This is a genomic window from Streptomyces sp. NPDC046759, from assembly GCF_040645475.1.
In the GTDB taxonomy this organism is placed as follows: Bacteria; Actinomycetota; Actinomycetes; order Streptomycetales; family Streptomycetaceae; genus Streptomyces.
Genome location: NZ_JBEYYJ010000037.1, coordinates 22,842 through 43,900, shown reverse-complemented (window position 1 = coordinate 43,900; position 21,059 = coordinate 22,842). Strand labels below are relative to the sequence as shown.

19 protein-coding genes, 5 tRNA genes and 2 pseudogenes are annotated in these 21,059 nt (G+C 71.4%); 9 read left to right on the top strand and 17 right to left on the bottom strand.

The features are described from left to right. The first annotated feature begins 26 nt into the window (after positions 1 to 26). A complete protein-coding gene (locus ABZ919_RS35965; protein ID WP_361256643.1) occupies positions 27 to 1,037 on the top strand; it encodes an ABC transporter permease in 1,011 nt (336 codons plus the stop codon). A gap of 197 nt (positions 1,038 to 1,234) precedes the next feature. Here ABZ919_RS35965 and ABZ919_RS35960 read toward each other — a convergent pair whose 3' ends face one another. From ABZ919_RS35960 to ABZ919_RS35930, 7 genes are all read right to left on the bottom strand, one after another. Then, a complete protein-coding gene (locus ABZ919_RS35960; RefSeq protein WP_361256640.1) occupies positions 1,235 to 1,639 on the bottom strand; it encodes a hypothetical protein in 405 nt (134 codons plus the stop codon). Further along, positions 1,636 to 1,833, bottom strand: coding sequence for a DivIVA domain-containing protein (locus ABZ919_RS35955; protein WP_361256637.1), 198 nt, complete (start codon positions 1,831 to 1,833; stop codon positions 1,636 to 1,638). The genes ABZ919_RS35960 and ABZ919_RS35955 overlap by 4 nt, the downstream gene beginning before the upstream one ends. 75 nt (positions 1,834 to 1,908) lie before the next feature. Next, positions 1,909 to 1,982, bottom strand: a tRNA-Phe gene (locus ABZ919_RS35950). Between the two features lie 24 nt (positions 1,983 to 2,006). Then, positions 2,007 to 2,081 (bottom strand) — tRNA-Asp (locus ABZ919_RS35945). A 36-nt stretch (positions 2,082 to 2,117) separates the two neighbouring features. Next, a tRNA-Glu gene (locus tag ABZ919_RS35940) sits at positions 2,118 to 2,190 on the bottom strand. Between the two features lie 80 nt (positions 2,191 to 2,270). Next, entirely contained in the window at positions 2,271 to 3,803 is a 1,533-nt protein-coding gene (locus ABZ919_RS35935; protein WP_361256633.1) for a metallophosphoesterase, read from the bottom strand. 118 nt (positions 3,804 to 3,921) lie between these two features. Continuing rightward, on the bottom strand, positions 3,922 to 4,272 hold the full coding sequence (locus ABZ919_RS35930; protein ID WP_361256631.1) for a metallopeptidase family protein: 351 nt from the start codon (positions 4,270 to 4,272) through the stop codon (positions 3,922 to 3,924). 229 nt (positions 4,273 to 4,501) lie between these two features. Here ABZ919_RS35930 and ABZ919_RS35925 point away from each other — a divergent pair, with 229 nt between their 5' ends. From ABZ919_RS35925 to ABZ919_RS35910, 4 genes are all read left to right on the top strand, one after another. Continuing rightward, entirely contained in the window at positions 4,502 to 5,023 is a 522-nt protein-coding gene (locus ABZ919_RS35925) for a hypothetical protein (protein WP_361256628.1), read from the top strand. Between the two features lie 348 nt (positions 5,024 to 5,371). Next, a complete protein-coding gene (locus ABZ919_RS35920; RefSeq protein WP_361256625.1) occupies positions 5,372 to 7,582 on the top strand; it encodes a DEAD/DEAH box helicase in 2,211 nt (736 codons plus the stop codon). Positions 7,583 to 7,693: 111 nt separating this feature from the next. Then, positions 7,694 to 9,199, top strand: a complete 1,506-nt coding sequence (locus ABZ919_RS35915; RefSeq protein ID WP_361256623.1) for an amino acid permease — start codon at positions 7,694 to 7,696, stop codon at positions 9,197 to 9,199. Between the two features lie 99 nt (positions 9,200 to 9,298). Further along, a tRNA-Lys gene (locus ABZ919_RS35910) sits at positions 9,299 to 9,371 on the top strand. A 34-nt stretch (positions 9,372 to 9,405) separates the two neighbouring features. Here the strand turns inward: ABZ919_RS35910 and ABZ919_RS35905 are convergent. From ABZ919_RS35905 to ABZ919_RS35880, 6 genes and pseudogenes are all read right to left on the bottom strand, one after another. Further along, positions 9,406 to 9,811 (bottom strand): annotated as a pseudogene (locus ABZ919_RS35905) (site-specific integrase); the annotation flags it as partial. 3 nt (positions 9,812 to 9,814) lie between these two features. Next, on the bottom strand, positions 9,815 to 10,774 hold the full coding sequence (locus ABZ919_RS35900; RefSeq protein ID WP_361256620.1) for a hypothetical protein: 960 nt from the start codon (positions 10,772 to 10,774) through the stop codon (positions 9,815 to 9,817). 17 nt (positions 10,775 to 10,791) lie between these two features. Further along, positions 10,792 to 12,126 carry a Dyp-type peroxidase gene (locus ABZ919_RS35895; protein ID WP_361256617.1) on the bottom strand — a complete coding sequence of 445 codons (1,335 nt, stop codon included), beginning with the start codon at positions 12,124 to 12,126 and terminating at the stop codon, positions 10,792 to 10,794. A 21-nt stretch (positions 12,127 to 12,147) separates the two neighbouring features. Beyond that, complete coding sequence (locus ABZ919_RS35890) at positions 12,148 to 13,158, bottom strand: hypothetical protein (protein WP_361256614.1); 1,011 nt, start codon at positions 13,156 to 13,158, stop codon at positions 12,148 to 12,150. Between the two features lie 16 nt (positions 13,159 to 13,174). Beyond that, positions 13,175 to 13,708, bottom strand: a complete 534-nt coding sequence (locus tag ABZ919_RS35885; protein ID WP_361256611.1) for a hypothetical protein — start codon at positions 13,706 to 13,708, stop codon at positions 13,175 to 13,177. Between the two features lie 283 nt (positions 13,709 to 13,991). Then, the gene (locus ABZ919_RS35880; RefSeq protein ID WP_361256608.1) at positions 13,992 to 14,624 is read right to left on the bottom strand and encodes an XRE family transcriptional regulator; all 633 of its coding nucleotides are present in this window, start codon (positions 14,622 to 14,624) and stop codon (positions 13,992 to 13,994) included. 122 nt (positions 14,625 to 14,746) lie between these two features. Between ABZ919_RS35880 and ABZ919_RS35875 the strand changes: the two genes are divergently transcribed. Together ABZ919_RS35875 and ABZ919_RS35870 are read left to right on the top strand one after the other, a co-directional pair. Further along, the gene (locus tag ABZ919_RS35875) at positions 14,747 to 15,583 is read left to right on the top strand and encodes an EamA family transporter (RefSeq protein ID WP_361256605.1); all 837 of its coding nucleotides are present in this window, start codon (positions 14,747 to 14,749) and stop codon (positions 15,581 to 15,583) included. A 220-nt stretch (positions 15,584 to 15,803) separates the two neighbouring features. After that, positions 15,804 to 16,511 carry a phenylalanine--tRNA ligase beta subunit-related protein gene (locus ABZ919_RS35870; protein ID WP_361256602.1) on the top strand — a complete coding sequence of 236 codons (708 nt, stop codon included), beginning with the start codon at positions 15,804 to 15,806 and terminating at the stop codon, positions 16,509 to 16,511. Positions 16,512 to 16,518: 7 nt separating this feature from the next. On the opposite strand, the pseudogene ABZ919_RS35865 reads toward ABZ919_RS35870, so the two are convergent. From ABZ919_RS35865 to ABZ919_RS35855, 3 genes and pseudogenes are all read right to left on the bottom strand, one after another. Beyond that, positions 16,519 to 17,063, bottom strand: a pseudogene (locus ABZ919_RS35865) (TetR/AcrR family transcriptional regulator). Beyond that, entirely contained in the window at positions 17,060 to 17,713 is a 654-nt protein-coding gene (gene ribA / locus ABZ919_RS35860; protein ID WP_361256598.1) for a GTP cyclohydrolase II, read from the bottom strand. Before ribA ends, ABZ919_RS35865 begins: the two are co-directional and overlap by 4 nt. Before the next feature lie 152 nt (positions 17,714 to 17,865). After that, on the bottom strand, positions 17,866 to 18,387 hold the full coding sequence (locus ABZ919_RS35855; protein WP_361256596.1) for a MarR family transcriptional regulator: 522 nt from the start codon (positions 18,385 to 18,387) through the stop codon (positions 17,866 to 17,868). Positions 18,388 to 18,450: 63 nt separating this feature from the next. On the opposite strand from ABZ919_RS35855, the gene ABZ919_RS35850 reads away from it, so the two are divergent. Further along, the gene (locus tag ABZ919_RS35850) at positions 18,451 to 19,584 is read left to right on the top strand and encodes a dihydrofolate reductase family protein (protein ID WP_361256592.1); all 1,134 of its coding nucleotides are present in this window, start codon (positions 18,451 to 18,453) and stop codon (positions 19,582 to 19,584) included. 50 nt (positions 19,585 to 19,634) lie between these two features. Here ABZ919_RS35850 and ABZ919_RS35845 read toward each other — a convergent pair. Continuing rightward, positions 19,635 to 19,708 (bottom strand) — tRNA-Met (locus tag ABZ919_RS35845). Positions 19,709 to 19,864: 156 nt separating this feature from the next. Here ABZ919_RS35845 and ABZ919_RS35840 point away from each other — a divergent pair. After that, on the top strand, positions 19,865 to 21,046 hold the full coding sequence (locus ABZ919_RS35840) for a PP2C family protein-serine/threonine phosphatase (RefSeq protein WP_361256590.1): 1,182 nt from the start codon (positions 19,865 to 19,867) through the stop codon (positions 21,044 to 21,046). Positions 21,047 to 21,059: the final 13 nt, after the last annotated feature.

Here is a 21,059-nt window from a genome sequence, read left to right as displayed (position 1 = left end):
TCGGCCGAGCTGCCAAAGTAGCCGGTATGTCCGATTCGCGCTGGACGGCCTTCAAACAGTCCCCCTTCCTGCCCGCGACGGTCCTCCTCCTGCTCATCGCCGCCGCAGCGGGCCTCTTCGCCGGCTCCTACACGTACGCCATGGCCAACCCGACCCCCCACAACATCCCGATCGCGGTGACCGGCGCCTACGACCGGCCGACGGCCCGGCGGTTCATCGGGGGGATGGACCAGGCCCTGGACGCCTCGCTGAAACTGCACCCCTACGGCAGCCGGGAGGCGGCGGTGCAGGCGGTGGACCAGCAGGAGGTGTTCGGGGTGATCGAGGCGCCCGCCGGCGGCCGTGCGATCGCGCTGGACGTGTCGGGGGCGTCCGGGTCCACGGTCGCCCAGGTGCTCGCGGAGGCGGCGGTGAAGGTGGGCACGGTCAGCGGCACGCCCGTGACGGTCCATGACCTCAAGCCGTTGCAGAAGGGCGACCCGCGGGGCCTGGCGATCTTCTACATCTCCTTGGCCGCCGTGATCGTCGGCATGGTCGGATCCATCCAGCTCAGCGTGCACGCGCGGGCCCTGAACCCCCTGGAGCGCATCGCCGTCACCGCCTGTTACGCCCTGCTCGGCGGGTTCACGATCGCCGCGGTGGTGGACTGGTGGCTGGGGGCGCTGAAGCTGCCGTTCACGGAGTCGTGGCTGATCCTCGCGCTGACGATGTTCACCACGGGCGTGGTGTTCACGATGTTCAACACCCTGTTCGGGCGATGGGCCATGCTGCCGACCTGGGGTCTCCTGGTGCTGCTGGGCAACCCCTCGTCCGGCGGCGCCGTCTCCTGGCCGCTCCTGCCCTCCCCGCTCGGCACCATCGGCCGCTGGCTGCCGCCCGGCGCCTCGGTGAACGCACAGCACACCGCGGTGTACTTCCGCGGCCACCAGCACGCCTTGCCGTTCCTGGTGCTCGCGGGCTGGGCGGTGCTGTCCTGCGCGGTCTTCGCGATCTGGCGGGACCGGCATCCGGGCGGCCGCCCGGTCGAGCCGGGCTAGTGCTGTGACCGGAAAGGTTTGCCGGAAGGCTCGCGGCGTCCGGTGCTGGGGGCACCTCCCACGCCCTTCAGGCAGTGGGGGAGCATCGCAAGGCGGAGCGTCGCCCGCGTACGGGATGTACTCGGGTGATGCGACAACGCGGCGAGGTGCCGTGCCGGGCGTCGCGAGCCGGTGAACCTTTCCGGTCGCAGCACCAGCTAGGCGGGGGGAGTGGTGTGCTGGGTGGGTACGGGCGCCGTGGGTGTTGTGGGTGCCTTCGGGGCCACCGGAGCACCGGGGGCCGCCGGGTCGGCCGAGTCCGGCGGGGCTGCCGGTGCGCTGTGCTGCCGGGGCCGGCCGCCGCCTGAGAGGGCGAGGGAACGCGCGGTGTTGGAGACGGCCTTGATGCCCAGGTAGGCGGTGGTCATGCTGCTGACCGCGGTGAACGCGGCGGTCAGGACGCCGACGATCACGGACTTGTCCCCGTTGAGCAGCCACACCCCGACGATCGCGACCGCGGCGATCGCGAGATTGCTCACGACGACCGCGAGCAGCCCGTACCGCGCCCGGACCTTCTCCAGCTGGGTCTCCGCCGTCACGGCGACGGTCTGGTCCCGGTTCATCTCCCCGTCCCCTCGTGCAGCAGCTGTGCGATGTGCGCGTCCACCTGCGCCCGGTCGTACCCGCGCCGGACGATGTCGAAGGGAGGCGGTGCCTCGGGTGCCGTACCGGAGGCCGGCCGGGTCAGATAGGCGTCCACCTGGGCGCGGTCGTAACCACGCCGTGCGATGTCGAAACCCCGGAAGTCGTCTGCCACGGATCCCTCCATCAGACCAGCACGACCAGCCTCGTACGACGAAGGCCCCGTTCGTCGAACGGGGCCTTCTGGCTGTGGCTGGGGCCGGGGTCGAACCGGCGACCTTCCGCTTTTCAGGCGGACGCTCGTACCAACTGAGCTACCCAGCCACGGTGTTTCACGTGAAACACCAGCGGTCCTGACGGGATTTGAACCCGCGGCCTCCACCTTGACAGGGTGGCGAGCACTCCAAACTGCTCCACAGGACCAAGCGTGTGTGCAACAGTGTCGCACACGGTATTGCGTGCCCCCAACGGGATTCGAACCCGTGCTACCGCCTTGAAAGGGCGGCGTCCTAGGCCGCTAGACGATGAGGGCTATCGGCCCGCCTGGGCGCTTCTCAGCGCGTCGGGGACGTGAGAAGCATATGGGATGGCGGGGAGTATCGCCAAAACGGTTTACGGCGGCGGGGCGGACGACCTGGTGGAGGAGGGCGAGGGGGTGCCTGTCGAGGGTGCGCCCTTCGGCCTGTTCTCGTCGGCCAGATGACGGCTGACCTCGGCAGTCGTCTCGCCCAGCCCGCCCAGTTTGATCGCGTCCCAGGCCTGGAGGCGGCGGCTGTCGCGGTCGAAGTAGAGGATCGAGGCCTCGATGGGGGCGGGGTACGAGCGTTCCACCGCCCGCAGCCCGCTTCCGCCCGTGGAGCCCTCCATGCGCAGCCGGGTGCCGTAGGGCAGCATCTCGTCCCCCTCGTGGTGCAGATGGCCGCAGAGCACCAGCGGCACCCCGCCGTCCGTCTCCCGGGCCGCCGACGGCTCATGGGCGATCGCCACGTCGACCGGTGTGCCGGCCGCCCGCTGGTCGCGCAGCGCGCTGGCCAGCCGGTCGCCCGCCAGCTGCTCGGCCGCGTCTCCGCCCGCCGCCACCGAGCGGTCGGGGGTGAACTGAGGGTCGCCGATGCCCGCGAACCGCAGGCCCGCGACCGTCTGTGCCCGTCCGTCGTCCAGGACGTGCACGTTCTTCATCCGCTCCAGATAGCGCTGGGTGGTCCGGGAGTCGTGGTTGCCGCGCACCCAGACGTACGGCACCCCGAGGTCCTGGATCGGGTCCAGGAAGCCGTTCTCCGCCGCAATGCCGTGGTCCATCGTGTCGCCGGAGTCGACGATCACGTTCACCTTGTACTGCTCCACCAGCGAGGCGATGATCTTCCAGCTCGCCGGGTTCAGGTGGATGTCCGACACGTGCAGCACCCGGATGGTCGAGGGGTCCGGCTGGTAGGCCGGGAGCGTGGACGTGACGTCGTACAGCTTCGTCACGTTCGTCACCAGGCGGGCGAGCTCCTTCTGGTAGACGTCGAAGTCGGTGACGATGCTGCGTGCGTTGCCCACCACCGCCGGTGCCGAGGTGAGCAGCCCGGAGAACTTCGGTTCCAGGACCGACTTCGGATTCCAGGTGGCGTACGCGCTCGCCCCGGACGCGGCGAGCAGGGTCAGTGCGAGGCCGCCGGCGGCCAGGGCCCGGCGCGGGCTGCGGTAGACGGCGAGACCGAGGGCCGTGGCTCCGGCGAGCACGGCGGCACAGGAGCGCACGGCCAGGTCCAGCGTGCCGTGCTCGACGTCCCTGGCGACCTCGTCCTGGAGGCCGGAGATCCGCTCGGGGTGGTCGACCAGGGCCTGGGAGCGGAGGGGGTCGAGCTGGTCCACGTTCACGTCCAGGCGGACGGGTGCCACATGGCTGTCGAGGGTGAGCGCGCCCAGCGGAGAGATGTTGATCTTGGTGCCGCCGGTGAGTGACGGACGCAGCGCCATCGTCGTGTTCACCGGGCCGACCGGCGCCCGTACGTTCCCCACGATCAGCAGGCCCAGCCAGGCGCCGGCGAGGACGACGGCCGTCAGTCCGAGGGCGCGGAGCCAGGGGCGGGGGCGGGTGGCGAGTTCGAGGACGGGGAGCCGGCGGGTGTCGCGGCGGGCTGGCCGTATGCGGTTCGTCATCGAGCGGAGGGCTGCGGCAGGGACGCGGACCATTGGTGCCGTATGCCCACGTACCGGCGCGGATATGCGGTGCCGCACCGCTGTCGCAGCGGCCCTCGTACCGGAGATTGCGGTGAAGTCAGCCCCAGCCCAGTTGGTGGAGCCGTGCGTCCTCGATCCCGAAGTGGTGCGCCACCTCGTGGACGACCGTCACGGCCACTTCCTGGACCACGTCCTGCGCCGTCTCGCAGGAGCGCAGGATCGGGCCCATGTAGATCGTGATGCGGTCCGGGAGGACTCCGGCGTACCACTCGCCGCGCTCCGTGAGCGGGGTCCCCTCGTACAGCCCCAGCAGCTCCGGGTCGTCGCCGGGAGGTTCGTCCTCCACGAACACGGCCACGTTGTCCATGACCCGCGTCAGTTCCGGCGGGATCCGGTCCAGGGCCTCACTCACCAGTTCTTCGAACCTGTCGCGTGTCATCTCCAGCACATGACCATTGTCGGGGAGGACTTCGTCGGTCGGGAGGTCGCGGGGCCCGCCCGTCCCACGGACCTGCGCCGCCGTTCTGCGGGCTGCGGAGCATGGCGGGGAGGTCGTCCGGGCCCGCGGCTCCGTGACCGTCCGGTGGACGAACCAGACTGTGCCGGACGCGTGTCCTCCTGCGGGTGGCGGGAGTTGGGGAAGTTGACTCCTTTCCTTGCCTCCGGAGGTGGCCGCCGTGCGCCCCTTGCCCGTACCCGTCCGGCTCACCGTCACGGTGCTGGCCCTCGCCGTTGCCGCCGGCTGTGTGAACGTGGGTGACGACGCGGGCCGGGCCAGACCCTCGCACTCGGCGGGGCAGCACGGCGGCACGGCACGCGACGGCGGCCCGGTGGACGGTGTCGGCGGCTTCGGCGGCCACGACGGCGCGGCGGGTGATGCCAGACACCGGCGCGGCGGCAAGGCGAAGCCGGGAGAGGAGTCGGCGTCCCCCTCGGCCGGCCCGTCCGGCGGGAAGAGCGCGCCCGCGGCCCCGGCGAAACCCGGCGGGACCGCCAGGCCGGGGGATCCGGCGCCCACCGAGGTCCCGACGCCGCCGCCGGCCACCTCCGCCCCGCCCGAGCCTCCGCCCACCACCCCGGCGCCCGCGACCTCCGAGCCCCCGTCCGCCGAGCCGTCCTCCTCGGCGCACGAGCAGACGGGACCGCAGCTGGTGCAGCGCGAGCCGGCGCCGGCGCCCGGGGCGGGCGCCGCGGAGTGATCTCGGAAGGGGCGAAGGGAGTCGCGCCCGTTCACCGGTCTGAGGGCCGTGCGGTGAGCACGGCAGTGCCGCATCCCGTCGCCGCCCCGCACGCCGTCGTGGGGGGCGGGCGGCGGCACCAGGAATGGAGAGGTCTCCTGACCTGCGGAAATGCGGCAGGTTTGCTTTCGGGGGTGGTGAGTGCGTATGGTGGCAGATCGTTTGATCCCATTTGCCCGGCGCCACCACAGAGCGCGCCGTGTGGCGCGTACTCTCCTTTGCCGTGGCGGACCGCATCGAGGCGGTCGTGAGCGAATCACGGAGTTGACGGGCGCGTGCCGAAGAGACTCCGGAAGGTTTCGCATTCGCATGTCCGTGTCCAGTACTGATCAGTTCGTCGTGTCCGAGAACGAGCTCGCCGAGCTCGACAAGGAACTCGCCGACGCGACGACCGAGGTCACCGAGGCCCCCGAGGCCGCTGACACCACCCCCCAGATGACCTTCGCCGACCTCGGCCTGCCCGAGGGCGTGGTGCGCAAGCTCGCACAGAACGGCGTGACGACCCCCTTCCCGATCCAGGCCGCGACCATCCCGGACGCCCTGGCCGGCAAGGACATCCTCGGCCGCGGCCGCACCGGCTCCGGCAAGACCCTCTCCTTCGGTCTGCCCACCCTGGCCCAGCTGGCCGGCGGCCGCACCGAGAGGAAGCGGCCCCGTGCGGTCATCCTCACCCCCACCCGTGAGCTGGCCATGCAGGTCGCCGACGCCCTCCAGCCGTACGGCGACGTCGTCGGCCTGAAGATGAAGGTCGTCTGCGGCGGCACGTCCATGGGCAACCAGATCTACGCCCTGGAGCGCGGCGTCGACATCCTCGTCGCCACCCCGGGCCGGCTGCGCGACATCATCAACCGCGGCGCCTGCTCGCTCGAGGACGTCCAGATCGCCGTCCTGGACGAGGCCGACCAGATGTCCGACCTGGGCTTCCTGCCCGAGGTCACCGAGCTGCTCGACCAGGTCCCGGCCGGCGGCCAGCGCATGCTGTTCTCCGCCACGATGGAGAACGAGATCCAGACCCTCGTCGACCGCTACCTGAACAAGCCCGTCTCCCACGAGGTGGACGCGGCCCAGGGCGCGGTGACGACCATGTCGCACCACATCCTCATCGTGAAGCCCAAGGACAAGGCGCCGGTCACCGCCGCGATCGCCTCCCGCAAGGGCCGCACGATCATCTTCGTCCGCACCCAGCTGGGCGCCGACCGCGTCGCCGAGCAGCTGCGCGAGGCCGGTGTGAAGGCCGACGCGCTGCACGGCGGCATGACCCAGGGCGCCCGCACCCGCACCCTGGCCGACTTCAAGGACGGCTACGTCAACGTCCTGGTCGCCACCGACGTCGCCGCCCGCGGCATCCACGTCGACGGCATCGACCTGGTCCTGAACGTGGACCCGGCCGGTGACCACAAGGACTACCTGCACCGCGCCGGCCGCACGGCCCGCGCCGGACGTACCGGCACGGTGGTCTCCCTCTCCCTGCCGCACCAGCGGCGCCAGATCTTCCGTCTGATGGAGGACGCCGGCGTCGACGCGGCCCGCCACATCATCCAGGGCGCCGGCGCCTTCGACCCGGAGGTCGCCGAGATCACCGGCGCCCGCTCCATGACCGAGGTCCAGTCCGAGTCCGCCGCCAACGCCGCACAGCAGGCCGAGCGCGAGGTCGCCCAGCTCACCAAGCAGCTGGAGCGCGCCCAGCGCCGCGCGTCCGAACTGCGCGAGGAGGCCGACCGGCTGGTCGCCCGGGTCGCCCGCGAGCGTGGCGAGGACCCGGAGACGGCGGTCGCCGAGGCCCAGGCGACGGCGGCGCAGGAGCTCGCGGTCGCGGCCGAGGAGCCGGTGGAGCGGGAGACCGGGCGCGAGGAGCGTCCGGCGGCTCCGGCACCGTACGAGCGCCGGGAGCGGCGTGGCTTCGACCGTGACCGTGGCGAGCGGGGCGAGCGCGGTTTCGACCGCCGGGACGACCGTGGTGACCGCGGTGGCCGTGGCTTCGAGCGCCGCGAGGAGCGCCGCCCGTCCGACCGCGAGCGCGGTTTCGAGCGCCGTGACGACCGTGGTGACCGCGGTGGCCGTGGCTTCGAGCGCCGGGACGACCGTCGCGACGACCGCCGTGACGACCGTCGTCCGTTCGACCGTGACCGGAACTTCGACCGTGACCGCGGTGGCCGCTCGTTCGAGCGCCGTGACGACCGTGGTGACCGCGGTGACCGCGGTGGCCGTGGCTTCGAGCGCCGGGACGACCGTCGCGACGACCGCCGTGACGACCGTCGTCCGTTCGACCGCGACCGGAACTTCGACCGTGACCGCGGTGGCCGCTCGTTCGAGCGCCGTGACGACCGTGGCGGCTTCCGCCGCGACGAGCGCGGCGGGCACCGGGGCAGCGACCGCCCGTTCAACCGCGACCGCCGCGACGACCGCCCCGGCTTCCGCTCGGGCGGCCACGAGCGCCCCAACGGCCGCCGTGACGACCACCGTGGCAACGGCTCCTTCGGCCGCCGCGACGACAAGCCCCGCTGGAAGCGCAACGGCTGACGCCGTGTGACCGTGTGACCCGACGAGGGCCCGTACGACTCCGGTCGTACGGGCCCTTTTCCGTGGCCACGTGACGCATGTCACGCCCCCATCGAGGGAATTGCTGGGGGCATGACAGAAGACGAGAGAGTGAATGGGCTGTCGGACGAGGAGCGGCTGGCCCAGCTCGGTTACACCCAGGTCCTCGCCCGCCGGATGTCGGCGTTCTCCAACTACGCCGTCTCCTTCACGATCATCTCGGTCCTGTCCGGCTGCCTGACCCTCTACCTCTTCGGCATGACCACCGGCGGCCCCGCGGTCATCACCTGGGGCTGGGTGGCGGTGGGCCTGATGACGTTGTTCGTCGGCCTGTCGATGGCCGAGATCTGCTCGGCGTACCCCACCTCGGCGGGCCTGTACTTCTGGGCGCACCGCCTGGCACCGCCCCGCTCGGCGGCGGCCTGGGCCTGGTTCACCGGCTGGTTCAACGTGCTGGGCCAGGTCGCGGTGACCGCCGGCATCGACTTCGGCGCGGCCTCCTTCCTCGGCGCCTGGCTGAACCTCCAGTTCGGCTTCGAGGTGACACCGGACCGCACGGTGCTGCTGTTCGCGGCGATCCTCCTGCTCCACGGCCTGCTGAACACCTTCGGTGTGCGCATCGTCGCGTTCCTCAACGGTGTGAGCGTCTGGTGGCACGTCCTCGGTGTCGCGGTGATCGTCGGCGCGCTCGCCTTCGTCCCCGACCACCACCGTTCGGCGTCCTTCGTGTTCACGAAGTTCGTCAACGACACGGGCTGGGGCAGCGGACCGTACGTCGTCCTGCTCGGTCTCCTGATGGCGCAGTACACCTTCACCGGCTACGACGCCTCCGCGCACATGACCGAGGAGACCCACGACGCGTCCACGGCGGGCCCGAAGGGCATCGTCCGCTCGATCTGGACGTCCTGGATCGCGGGCTTCGTCCTCCTTCTGGGCTTCACGTTCGCGATCCAGTCGTACGACAAGGAACTGGCTTCGCCGACGGGCGCGCCCCCCGCCCAGATCCTCCTGGACGCGCTGGGAGCGACGACGGGCAAGCTCCTGCTGCTGGTGGTGATCGGCGCGCAGCTCTTCTGCGGCATGGCCTCCGTGACCGCCAACAGCCGTATGATCTACGCCTTTTCCCGTGACGGCGCGCTGCCCTTCTCCCGTGTCTGGCACACCGTCAGCCCGCGCACCCGGACCCCCGTGGCGGCGGTCTGGCTCGCCGCGCTGGGCGCTCTGGTCCTCGGTCTGCCCTACCTGATCAACTCGACGGCCTATGCCGCGGTGACCTCGATCGCGGTCATCGGCCTCTACATCGCGTACGTCATCCCGACCTTCCTGCGGGTCCGCAGGGGCGCCGCCTTCGAACGCGGGCCGTGGCACCTGGGCCGCTGGTCGGGGCCGGTAGGCGTCGTCTCGGTCCTCTGGGTGCTGGCGATCACGCTCCTCTTCATGCTGCCGCAGGTCTCCCCGGTCACCTGGAAGACCTTCAACTACGCGCCCGTCGCCGTGCTGGTCGTCCTCGGCTTCGCCGCGGCCTGGTGGCTGGCCTCGGCCCGCAACTGGTTCCTCACCGAGGAGCGGGCCCCGGCCCCGAACCTGGTCGAAAAGTGACCATCCGGGGCCCCGCCCCCGTCCCGACGCGGCCGGGTCGCCGATACCCGATCGGAGACTCGGCCGCGTCCGGCTATGCTCGGACAGGCAACATCGCCTGGGCCCTTAGCTCAATTGGCAGAGCAGTGGACTTTTAATCCATTGGTTGTGGGTTCGAGTCCCACAGGGCCTACGGATGCGGGGGAGGGTTCACCCCCTCTGACCTGCTACGCAGCGCTCGGGTCGGCTTCGGTCGGCTCGGGCGCTGCCTCGTTTTCGGGGTCTTGCGTGAGCGGACGCGCCCGTGGGTCGCGGACCCGCTGGGGCCGGGGCGGACGGTTCGGCATGCGCCGGACGGGACCGGGGGATCAGCTTCGCTGCCTTCTCGGCGATCTCACGGTCCAGCTCGGGGAGCAGGCTCGTGTACGTGTCCGAGGTCAGCGTGATGGTGGAGTGCCGGAGCGTCTCTTTCACCGTGTGGATGTCGCCGCCGCCTCCGTGCGTGAGCGTCGCAGCCACATGGCGCAGGTCGCGCAGGATGACGGGCGGCAGGTCGGTCATGGCGAGAATGCGGCGAAAGGTCCCCGACACCGTCTCGGGGTGGAGCCAAGAGCCGTCCTCCTTGGTGAAGACCACCTATTCCACCCCCGTACCCCCTGCCACCGCGCGGCCGTCGGTCCCGGTACCCGGCAAGCCCGACCTAGCCGCCTGGTCAGCGAGTTCCTGCGGCGTCTCCGAAGCACTCCTGCGCCTGCTGAGCAGCGTGGCGATCGGGAGGGCTGCCGCGAGGCCGCTGAGGAGGATCGCGGCGAGTGCGCCCAAAACGGCGGGCTGGTCGGCGAAGGCGAGGCCGATGGCGGCCAGGGCGGGGCCGGCGTTGCGCACCGAGGCGACGCCTCCCATGGTGGTGCGGCGTGCCATCGGGCCGGTGGCCAGCAGGGTTCCCACGGCAAAGGCGAAGACGGCAAGCAGGAAGCCCGCGAGCAGGGCGAGTGAGCCGAAGAGGTCGGCGACGTCGTGCCAGTTGCCGAGCAGCATGCCTGTCAACACGATCAGGAACGTGATGTTGGAGACGGCGGCTGCCGTGGGGTGCCATGCCCGTGCGGTGGGTTCGGCGTAGCGGCGCAGGAGCAGGCCGATGGCGAAGGGGACGAGTTGCAGGAGCGCCACCGTTCGCACCAGCGCGCCGACGTCGAGGGAGACCTTGGTGCCGATGTCGGCGGCGGCGAGGATGGCGTTGGCGGTGGGGGCGAAGGTGAGGCTGCCGAGGGAGGCGAGTAGTACCTGCATTGCCGCGCCCGCGACGATGTCGCCCTGCTGGACGGCCGCCAGTTTCGCCCCGAAGGGGCCGCCGGGGGAGGAGGCGATCAGGACGAGGGCGATGAAGGCGGCCGAGGGGACACCGAACAGTGCGCCGATGCCCCAGCCGAGCAGCGGGATGAGCACCATGTTGGCGATCAGCGCCAGCGACAGCAGGGGGACGTCTGCGAAGACGCCGCGCAGTGCTGAGACGGTGGCGCGCAGGCCGGCGGCGAACATGGTGGCCGCGATGAAGATGACGGTGACGGCGTTGAGGACGAGATGCAGGGTGCCCATGGCGCTTGTCCGCCCTGTCAGTCGTGGAGGTCTGCGAGCCAGCGCAGGGCGCTCAGGCTCGGCAGGAAGCAGTACTCGCCTCCACGGGTGACGACGAAACGGGGCAGCGGGGCCAGGCGGCGCCGCACCGGTCGTCGGGGGATGGTGTAGCCGGTCTGCCCGTCGGCGGCGCCGACGACGGGGTCCTTCGTGTTGCCGGCTCCGAAGAAGACGCCGTCGTTCATCCACTCCGACTGGACGAACTCGAACTGCCGGCCCAGGTGGGCGCCGATGAACGCGAACATCAGACCGCGGTCCGCTCCGTCGTCCTCCAGCACGCCTTCCGGTAGTGGCGGTCCGTAGACGGCGCCGCGCCGGAGCATGCGGTGCAGCCGTACGTCCCCGGCCACCGAGGCGTCGCGCGGGTTGGCCCGGCGGATGTGGCATCCGCCAGGCGTGGTGAATCCCATCGGGTCGTCCTGCTCGTACAGGAAGGTGTTGCGGCGATGGGGGTCGAAACCGAGCGCGGGATCGTCGTGCTGCGGGGCGAGCGCCAGCGGGGCCCCACTGCGCCAGCGCCCCATGATCTTTGCCGCGATCAACTCCTCGTCCTCGGGGCTGGCGGAGTGGTCCCTCAGATACCGCCTGAACGCGGCGACGTCCTGGTGGAGCTTGCGGAAGACCGCATAACTGCCGTTGCGCCCGAGCACGGCCGGCTGAGGCGTCTGGACGCCGCCGATCTCATCCGGGTAGCCGAGGACGAACTCTCCGCTCTTCAAAGGCGCTTCCAACTCATTGGACCCTGGGATGCCGCTGCCTTCGATGGCCGGATGGCTGACGCCGTCGAGGTAGCCGAAGTGTTCCTTCTCGGTGGGCAGCGCGTAGCAGTCCTGCCTCCAGATGGCCGTCACGCCGGGCAGGCGCTCGTAGGCGGGGCGGGCGCGGTCGATGGCCTCCTCCAGGCGAGGGGGGTCGGGTGCGATCGCTGTGATCACCACATGGACGTCGCGCGTACCGAGGGGTGCTTCCCAGTGCTGCGGGCTGCTGGCGCCCTCGTCACGCAGTGCTGGGGCGCGGGCTGCCATGCCCTGCCGGAACTCCCAGGCGAACGACTCCAGCGAGGAGCGCGGCACTCCCAGGGCCTCCAGGCCCCCGTAGGTGACGGCGACACTGACCCAGGTGTCCCCCAGGGGGCTGGAGGTGTCGGCGGCTGAGGTCGCCGCCGCGCTCGCCCGCCGCATCAGCTCCCGGCCCTGGGTGCGGTCGTCGATGCGGAAGACGAGGTACGTCGCCGCGTACGGGGTGGGGCGTGGGCTGAGGACCCCGCGCTGGATGTCGTCGAGTTCGAGTGTGACGTGGGTGGGTGCGCTCACGTCGGCCTCCCTGCGGCATCGCTATGAGACGAGGTTGCGCCAGAAGTTCCGCAGGCTGTCGTCGGCGCCGAAGAGCGTGCTGAAGATCGTGGAGTCGGCCAGCAGCACATCGGCCGCGCGGTCGCCGCCGGGGGGCATCCACAGGAACATGTTGAACTCGGTGTTCCCCTCGTCGGTGAACGGATGGGGCCGGGAAGTGTCGATCGGCTGCCGGGCCAGCACATGGACGGCCTTCGGCTCATCGGTCGTTACCGCGTAGTGCGGCAGGTGCATGTGGAAGTTGAAGTTCGTGACCCCGTTCAGCCACCCCTTCTCGTCCAGATCCCTGAGGGTCGACAAAGGAGCGATCCGGTTGCCCTCACCGGTGGCGGGACGCAGCCCGTACCGGTTGATGACCGGCACGCCCAAACCCTTCATCAGATCCCGGACGTAGGTGGCGAACCGCTGCTGGCGCGGCACCAGGGGATCGCCGTGGTGGCGGTACTCCACCTCCCGTACGGACAGATCGTCCGACGCGCCGACGTCGTGGTGGGGACCCAGGACCAGGCGGGCGTCCTCCCGGGCGAGGAAGGCCCTCAGCGCCTCGATCTCCCCCGGCTCGGCTTCCTGCCCGGTGATCATGTGGTCCAGTCCGAAGACGAACAGCACGTCCGTGTCGTCGAGCACCCGCTCATCCAGCGGGGTATGGAATCCGGCCTGGTCGATGCGCTGGTAGACCGGGACGGGATGCCCCGTCACCTCCTCGACGAAGTCCTGGAACGACACCCAGGCCCAGAAGAACAGCTCCAGCGACCCCGCGATGCCCTGCTGGAACCGATAAGGGTCCGACCACTTCGGGTCCTCGTACGCAGGCCACGCCACCCGGCGCACCTCCGTCAGTGTGGAGAACCGGTTGTCCAGCTCGGCTGCGTTCCGGCCCGCCTCGGCCGGATAGCTCCACGACACGTAGACACTCACACGCCGCCCGGTCGGCGTGTACTTCCTCGGAACGTGCCGCTGGTTGTAGACCCGCGCTGTTCTGGTCTCGCTCATCGCCCAGCTCCCAGCCTCACTGCATCTGGTCGAGCATCTCCGACAGAGCGCTCTTGATCCGCAACGCCTTCTTGATCTCGTCCGCCGTCACGTACGGATACTCCCCGTACTCGATGAAGCTCGGACAGTGATGCTCACGGACGAACCTGACGAACGCCTCCGGATTGGTCCGCCAGTCCTCCGGGAACCCCTCCAGATGCTCGAACGCCGTACTCACACCCGCCTTCGAGAACAGCGCGATGGCGTCCTCGGTGTACTTGTCGAAGTCGGTGTCGAAGATCCCCTGATACATGAAGCGCGTGTCATCGTCGAACAGAACCCAGCGCAGGTAGTGCAGCTTCAACGGCGCCAGAAGGTACGGATCCTGTTCCAGCGCCTCGGCCAGCGCGTAGCCGTACTGCCGCATCGCATCGGCGTGACCGGGCTTGACGGGCGCGACGATGGTGAACCCGTAGCACGCTGGCGTCCTGGGGAAAACGGGCCCGTACTTCCCCTGTTCGAGATGATCCGTCTCCTTGGGGAGGACGACCGCCTGAGGCTTGATCTCCATGTCAGCTCCTCGCGCCATCCAGTGGCCGGGACGGATCCATTCTGCCGCCCGATCACGGGACGCGCCCACCGGCAGCAGGTGATCGGACCCTGTGCGGCGGCGGTCGGTCTTCGCACGGAAACCGCTGTTCAGCCGGGCTCTTCTGCGTTGCGGTGCGTGAGCGGACGGTGCGGCACGAGCCGCACCGGGCATCACAGCACACCCGTTTCGACCAGGTGGTTCCGGAAACCGAAGCAGCATCCGGATCCACCCGGCAAGCCGCTCGTGCCGCGGGTCCTGCTGGTCAGTCCCGTCCGCCGCTGTCGCGACCTGAGCTGAGTCCGCCGGCCTGGAACGTGGTGGAGGCGGGGCCCGGGGGCAGGTGGACCGTCATGATGAGGTGGCAGGGCGCGGTGCCGGCGCCGCGGTAGGTGTGCGCGGTGTCGCCGTCGAAGGTGGCGGTCTGGCCGGCTTCGAGGCGGTGCTCGGTGCCGTCGACGACCAGGGCCATGCGCCCGGCGATGACGCTGACGGTCTCCACCACCCCCGCCTGGTGGGGGTGGCTCGGGTATTCCTCGCCCGGTTCCAGGCGCCAGCGCCAGACCTCGACCGGGGCCGGACCGGACGTCGTCAGCAGGAGGCGGGCCTCGCTGCCCTGCTCTCCGGTCCACAGTGGGGCGACGGTGTCGGCGGAGACGACGCGGACGCGGCCCTCGGACGGTCCCTGCATCAGGGCGGACACCGAGATGCCCAGGGTGTCGGCCAGCCGGACGAGGGTGGCCAGGTTGGGGTTGCCCTGGGCCTTCTCCAGACCCACCAGGGCGCCCTTGCTGACCTGGGCGCGCCGGCTGAGTTCGTCCAGGGACAGGCCCGCGCGGACGCGGGCCGCCCGGACGTTGTGCGCGACCGTCCGCAGCGCGGCGGCTGTCTCGGCCACCTGATCACCATCCTCCGCCTGTTGCCTTGAACATCGAAATGTACTCCACGGTCGTTCGATTGACAGCGGATGGTCGGTTCGGTGTACCGTGCAGTCGTTCTATTGCCGGTGAGAGGTGTGCTGTGATCGCTCTGCTGCTGGCCCTGGGCAGCTCGCTCGCCTACGGATGCGCCGACTTCCTCGGCGGCCTCGGCGCCCGCAAGGCCCATGTGCTGCGCACCGTCATGGTCGCGGCCCCGGCCAGCCTCACGGTCGAGCTGCTGCTGTGGCCGGTGCTCGGAGCGTCGTTCGGTGCCGGTGCCTTCGTCTGGGGTGCCGCGTCCGGTGTCGCCTCGGCCGCCGCGTTCGCCCTGCTGTACCGCACCCTGGCGATCGGCCCGATGAACGTGCTGTCACCGGTGACCGCGCTGGTGTCCGCCGTGCTCCCCGTCGCGGTCGGGCTGCTGCAGGGGGAGCACCTGGGCCCGGCCGGGCTGCTGGGGCTGCCGCTCGCGCTGGTCGCGGTGGTGCTGGTCAGCGCCGGGCACGGCGCGGGTTCGGCCCGCCCCTCGCGCACGGCGCTGCTGCTGGCCTTCGGCGCGGGTGCCGCCATCGCACTCCAGCTGGTCTTCCTGCACCAGGCGCCGTCCGGCAGCGGAGTGGCCCCATTGATCGTCGGCCGGGCCGTCTCCTCGGCCGTCACGCTGGCCGCGGCCGGGCTCGTGCGCCGCAGGCTCGGTCCGGAGCGGCCGGCGTACGCGACATCGGCGGCCGCGGGAGTCCTGGACTCGGTGGCGAACCTGCTCTTCCTGCTCGCCGTCCGCAGCGGGGACCTCACCGTGGTCGCCGTGGTCACCGCCCTCTATCCGGCCGGCACCGTCCTGCTCGCCCGCGGCGTGCTCGCCGAACGCATCCACCGCGGCCAGCTCGTCGGCCTGGGCACCGCCGCAGTCGCCGTCGGCCTCCTCGCCCTGACCTGACCTGACCTGACCTCAGCCGCGCCTGCCACTGCCCGTCGCCGTCCGTGACCACTTCGCCGTCCGTGACCACTTCGCCGTCCGTGAATACTTCGCCGTCCGTGAATACTTCGCCGTCCGTGACCACATCTCCGCCCCTGACCTCATGGCCGTCCTCACCCCGTGGCCGTCCTCGTGTGGCCGTCCCGACCCCGTGGCCGTCCCCGACGAAACGGAGACCCCCATGCCCGCCTTCCGTATCGCTCCCGCCGTCGCAGCAGCCTTCCCCGGCACGCTCATCGCCCTGGTCACCGCCACCGGTGTACGCGGTCACGAGAGCTGGCCGCGCACCGCCGCCGCCCTGGAGGAACTGGAGCGGCGACTCGCCGACGGCACCTGGCGGCCCGCCGACGAGACCGACCCCCGTATCGAGGCCTGGCACGCCGCCTACCGCTCCTTCGGCACGAACCCCCGCCGCGTCCGACCCAGCGTCGACGCGCTCGGCCGCCGGCTCGCCAAGAAGGGCACGCTGCCGCGCATCAACCCGGCCGTCGACTCCTACAACTCCGTCTCCGTACGGCACGGTCTGCCCGCCGGCGCCTTCGACCTGGCGCGGGTCACCGGTGACGTGGACATCCGGTACGCGGACGGCGGCGAGTCGTTCACCCCGCTCGGCGAACCCGGCACCGTCGAACACCCCAGGCCGGGCGAGGTCGTCTACGCCGACGCCACCGACGTGCTGACCCGCCACTGGAACCACCGCGACGCCCACCGCACCCGCGTCACCGAGGACTCCACGCACGTCGCCTTCGTCCTCGAAACCCTGCACGCCGACCGGGACGGCGACCTCCTCAAGGCCGCCGCCGACGAACTGCAGGGCCTGCTCGCCCCGCACGCCGACCGGACCGCCGTGCACCACCTCAGCCCGGAGCGGCCCCGGGCGACGGTCTGAGCCGGCCTCAGCCCTCCGCCACGATCCGCTCGACCGCCGCCGTCACCAGCTCCGCCCGCTCCGCCTCGGAGAGCACGTCCGGCAGGGTGAGAGGGTGAGCTGCTCCACGATCAGCCAGTTCAGGGTGAGCTACAGCAAGGTGACGGCCCTGGCGTCGCCGGGGAGCCCGGAGGCCTCGTGGTGGGCGACGTTGGCGTCGAGGTCGGCGCGGACCCGCTCGGTGAGCACCGTGCGCAGCTCCGGGCGGCGGGCGGCCTCCAGCCGGAGTTCCAGCAGCACGAGGTAACCGGTGCGGAAGGAGGCGGCCCGGCCGACGAGTTCACGCATCAGCTCGGCGTACGTCTCCCGGTCGCGGCCGGCCGACCACTGGCGCGCGAGGGTGGCCTCGTCCGGCCGCAGCCGTTCGTAGACGCGGGCGCCGGCCCGGGTGAGCAGATCGTCCCGGCTGGAGAAGTAGGTGGACGCCGTACCGGGGGGGACGGCGGCCTCCCCGTCCACCGCCCGGAAGGTCAGCCCGCGCGCCCCTTCCAGAGCTGCCCTCGGCGAGATCAGCCCGTGGTCAGCCCGGTCAGCCCGGTCAGTTCGGCCAGTTCGGCCAGGGGCAGCGTGTGCTGGGTCTGCAGGACCTTCGCGCGCAGGTAGCGGACGTTGTGGGCGGTGGTGAAGACGCCGGTCGGCACCCGGTCCCGGACGACGACGCCGCGGGCGCGCAACTGCTCGGCCTTGTCGGGGTTGTTGGAGAGCAGGTCCAGCTCACCGATGCCGAGAGCGGCGAGCATCTGCGCGGCGGCCGTGTAGTCCCGGGCGTCCTCCGGCAGGCCGAGCGCGGCGTTCGCCTCGTAGGTGTCGAGGCCCTGGTCCTGCAGGGCGTAGGCGTCGAGCTTGTTGTAGAGGCCGATGCCGCGGCCCTCCTGGCGCAGGTAGAGCAGGACGCCGCCGCGCTCGGCGATGCGTTCGACCGCCTCGCGCAGCTGGGGTCCGCAGTCACAGCGGGCCGAGCCGAAGACGTCGCCGGTCAGGCACTCGGAGTGCAGGCGCACCAGCGGGGTCGGGCCGGGGTCGCCGAGCACGACGGCGACGTGTTCCCTGCCGTCGGCCAGGCCGTGGAAGGTGACGAGTTCGGCGTCGGCGCCGTAGCCGTCGTGGAAGCGCAGCGGTACCCGGACGCGGGCGCGCGGCGTGGCGGCGGGGGTGTCGGGCATGCGGGTCCCTCCGGGTAACGGGCGGCAGTTGCTTCAGATTTGAAACAGCGGATGCGAAGGGACCCTACCGCATGCTTAAAACTTAAAGCAATCGACCGCCGGATCGACCGCCGGATCGACCGCCGGATCGACCGCCGGATCAAGTCGTCCGATCAGTCGTCGGAGGAGGAGCACGACGAACGGCGCCGCCAGGGGACGTCCTCCGCCCCCGGCGCGGCGTCGTCACCCTGCAGTCCGCGCGCGATCCCCGTGCAGATCGCCTCCAGCTGCCCCACCTGCTCGGGCGTGAGCCGGTCGAAGAGGGTGCCCCGCACCGTCTCGACGTGTCCGGGGGCCGTACGCTCCAGCACGGCCATCCCCTCGTCCGTCAGCACGGCGATGCTGCTGCGCTTGTCCCAGCGGCAGTCCTCGCGGCGCACCAGCCCGTCCCGCTCGAGGCGGGTCACCGCGTAGGTCAGCCGACTACGCGTGATCTTCAGCGTCTCGGCGAGATCGGTCATCCGCAGCCGCCGGTCGGGCGCGTCGGAGAGGTTGGCCAGCACGGAGTAGAACAGATGCGGCATGCCGGCGTCCTGCTGGAGCTGTCGGTCGATCGCGTCCTCGAGGAGGTGCGTCGCGGCGAGATACGCGCGCCAGGCGCGCTGCTCCTCGGGAGTGAGCCAGCGGGTCGTCATGCCGCCAGTGTAAGTTTGTTTCAAACTTGAACCAAGAATGACCTTCGCAGGGAGCCCGCGCCGATGTCGTACCCGTACGTGCTGCTGTCCGCCGCCGTCTCCCTCGACGGCTATCTGGACGACACCGGCCCCGACCGCCTGCTGCTCTCCAGCCCCGCCGACTTCGACCGGGTCGACGCGGTACGGGCTTCCGTCGACGCCATCCTGATCGGCGCCGGAACGATCCGCGCCGACAACCCGCGGCTGCTGGTCAACTCCGCCGAGCGCCGCGCGGCCCGCGTCCGCGAGGGCCGGGCCGAGTACCCGCTGAAGGTGACCGTCACCGCCACCGGCGACCTCGACCCCGAAGCCCAGTTCTGGCACACCGGCGGCGACAAGCTCGTCTACACGACCGACGAGGGCGCGGAGCGGGCCGCCGGCCGCCTCGGTGCCAGTGCCGGCATCGTCCCGCTGGGCCCCGAACTCGACTGGCGGGCCCTGCTGTCCCACCTGCACGACGTGCGCGGCGTCGGGCGGCTGATGGTCGAGGGCGGTGGCACGGTGCACACCCAGCTGCTCCAGCAGGGTCTCGCCGACGAGCTCCAGCTGGTTCTCGCGCCGCTGTTCGTCGGCGACCCCGCCGCCCCCCGCCTGTTCGGCCCGGGCGGCTACCAGGCCGGGCGGCTGCGCCTGACCGAGACCCGCCGGATCGAGGACGTGGTCCTCATGCGTTACCGGCCCACGGCCCCCGGCGCCGGCCCGCTCCCCACGGCCGCCGACCGGCACTGGCTGCGCACCGCCTGCGAACTCGCCGCGCAGTGCCCGCCCTCGAAGACGGCGTTCAGCGTCGGCGCGGTCGTCGTCGCGGCCGACGGTACGGAGCTGGCCCGGGGCCATTCGCGGGAGAGCGGCGACCCCGTGGTGCACGCGGAGGAGGCCGCGCTCGCCAAGGTCGACCCGGCGGATCCGCGGCTGGCCGCCGCCACGGTGTACAGCAGCCTGGAGCCTTGCGCCCGGCGCGCTTCCCGGCCCGCGCCCTGCGCCGAGCTGATCCTTCGCTCCGGGGTGCGGCGGGTGGTCACGGCCTGGCGGGAGCCGGACACGTTCGTCTCCGCGGCCGACGGTACGGGGGTCCTGCAGAAGGCGGGTGCCCAGGTGGTCGTCCTGCCTGAGCTGGAGGAGCTCGCCAAGGAGCCGAACCGGCATCTGCGGGGATGAAAACACTCAGGGCCGGAAACCATCACTGGCTTCCGGCCCTGAGTCTTCAGTAGCGGGGACAGGATTTGAACCTGCGACCTCTGGGTTATGAGCCCAGCGAGCTACCGAGCTGCTCCACCCCGCGTCGTTGTGACTCCAGAGTACCCCATGCTCAGGACCGGATGCACATCGCGTCTCCCCGGCCGCCGCGCGGAACGTCATCCGCTCGGTCCACCGAGGTCGCCCGGCGCGCCTGCCGCGGCCACGCTGGACCTACGTCGGAACAACTGGGAGACGAGCGGTGCGCCCTGGTGAGGTGGAGGAGAGCCGGTACGCCAGGGCGGGAGGCCGGTTCCCCGGCGATCCCGTGCCCGACCCCGGCTCCGGTGACGAGCCCGTGCCGGTGCGCCGAAGGCGCCGCCCGACTCCGCGCTCCCTGGCCCGTGCCCTGCCCGCGCTGCTGATCGCCGGCGGTGTCCTGTACGGCACGCTCACCCCGAGGGAGATCACCGCCGTCCCGTTCTTCACGGCCGCCCCGCTGATCGCCGCGCCCCTGTCCTCGCTGCGGACCACCGTCCTGACCGGCATCACGGCCGTGGCCGCGATGTACGCGGTGCGTGCCCGGGGCGGGGAACATCCAGCCGCCGGCGTCGTCACGGACGTCGTCACCGTGGCCACGGTGGCCCTGCTGGCCGTCGCCATCAACCGCGTGGTCCGCCTCGGCGACCGGCGGCTCGCCTCGGCCCGGGAGATCGCCGAGGCCGCCCAGCGGGCCGTACTGCCCGAGCCCGCCGAACGGATCGGCGGCTTCGAGATCGCCGCCCGCTACGAGGCGGCCCAGCAGGACGCGTCCATCGGCGGTGACCTGTACGCCGTGCAGGACAGCCCGCACGGGCTGCGGCTGGTCGTCGGAGATGTGCGCGGCAAGGGCCTGGGCGCGGTCGCCGCCGTCGCCGTCGTGATCGGGGCGTTCCGGGAGGCGGCCGAGCAGGAGTGCACGCTGGAAGCGGTCGCGCAGCGGCTGGAGCGGGCACTGGCCCGCGAGGGCGTCCGGCGCAACGGCATCGACGCCCTGGAGGGCTTCACCACCGCCGTCCTCGCCGAACTCCCGCACGGCGAAGGCGTCGTACGGCTCGTCAACCGCGGTCATCCGCCGCCGCTGCTGCTGCACGCCGACGGCACCCTGCGCGTGCTCGGCGCCCCCGAGCCCGCGCTGCCGCTCGGCATGGGCGACCTCGGGATGTGGCCCGACCGCGCCCAGGAGGAGGACTTTCCCAGCGGGGCCACCCTGCTGCTCCACACCGACGGCCTCACCGAGGCCCGGGACGCGCTCGGCCGGTTCTACGACCCCGAGCGGCGGCTCGCCGGACGCACCTTCCCCGGCCCGGGCGTCCTGCTCGACCGGCTCGCCGACGAGGTGCGGCGGCACTCGGGTGGCGGGACGGCGGACGACATGGCGTTGCTCGCCGTCCGGCATCCGTGATCGTCTTCACCCA

Excerpts from the sequence above, each read along its gene's own strand:
- ABZ919_RS35965 (WP_361256643.1), top strand. The coding sequence starts at position 27 with ATGTCCGATTCGCGCTGGACGGCCTTCAAACAGTCCCCCTTCCTGCCC.
- ABZ919_RS35960 (WP_361256640.1), bottom strand. The coding sequence starts at position 1,639 with ATGAACCGGGACCAGACCGTCGCCGTGACGGCGGAGACCCAGCTGGAG.
- ABZ919_RS35935 (WP_361256633.1), bottom strand. The coding sequence starts at position 3,803 with ATGACGAACCGCATACGGCCAGCCCGCCGCGACACCCGCCGGCTCCCC.
- ABZ919_RS35920 (WP_361256625.1), top strand. The coding sequence starts at position 5,372 with ATGTCCGTGTCCAGTACTGATCAGTTCGTCGTGTCCGAGAACGAGCTC.
- ABZ919_RS35915 (WP_361256623.1), top strand. The coding sequence starts at position 7,694 with ATGACAGAAGACGAGAGAGTGAATGGGCTGTCGGACGAGGAGCGGCTG.
- ABZ919_RS35900 (WP_361256620.1), bottom strand. The coding sequence starts at position 10,774 with ATGGGCACCCTGCATCTCGTCCTCAACGCCGTCACCGTCATCTTCATC.
- ABZ919_RS35890 (WP_361256614.1), bottom strand. The coding sequence starts at position 13,158 with ATGAGCGAGACCAGAACAGCGCGGGTCTACAACCAGCGGCACGTTCCG.
- ABZ919_RS35885 (WP_361256611.1), bottom strand. The coding sequence starts at position 13,708 with ATGGAGATCAAGCCTCAGGCGGTCGTCCTCCCCAAGGAGACGGATCAT.
- ABZ919_RS35870 (WP_361256602.1), top strand. The coding sequence starts at position 15,804 with ATGCCCGCCTTCCGTATCGCTCCCGCCGTCGCAGCAGCCTTCCCCGGC.
- ribA (WP_361256598.1), bottom strand. The coding sequence starts at position 17,713 with ATGCCCGACACCCCCGCCGCCACGCCGCGCGCCCGCGTCCGGGTACCG.
- ABZ919_RS35855 (WP_361256596.1), bottom strand. The coding sequence starts at position 18,387 with ATGACGACCCGCTGGCTCACTCCCGAGGAGCAGCGCGCCTGGCGCGCG.
- ABZ919_RS35850 (WP_361256592.1), top strand. The coding sequence starts at position 18,451 with ATGTCGTACCCGTACGTGCTGCTGTCCGCCGCCGTCTCCCTCGACGGC.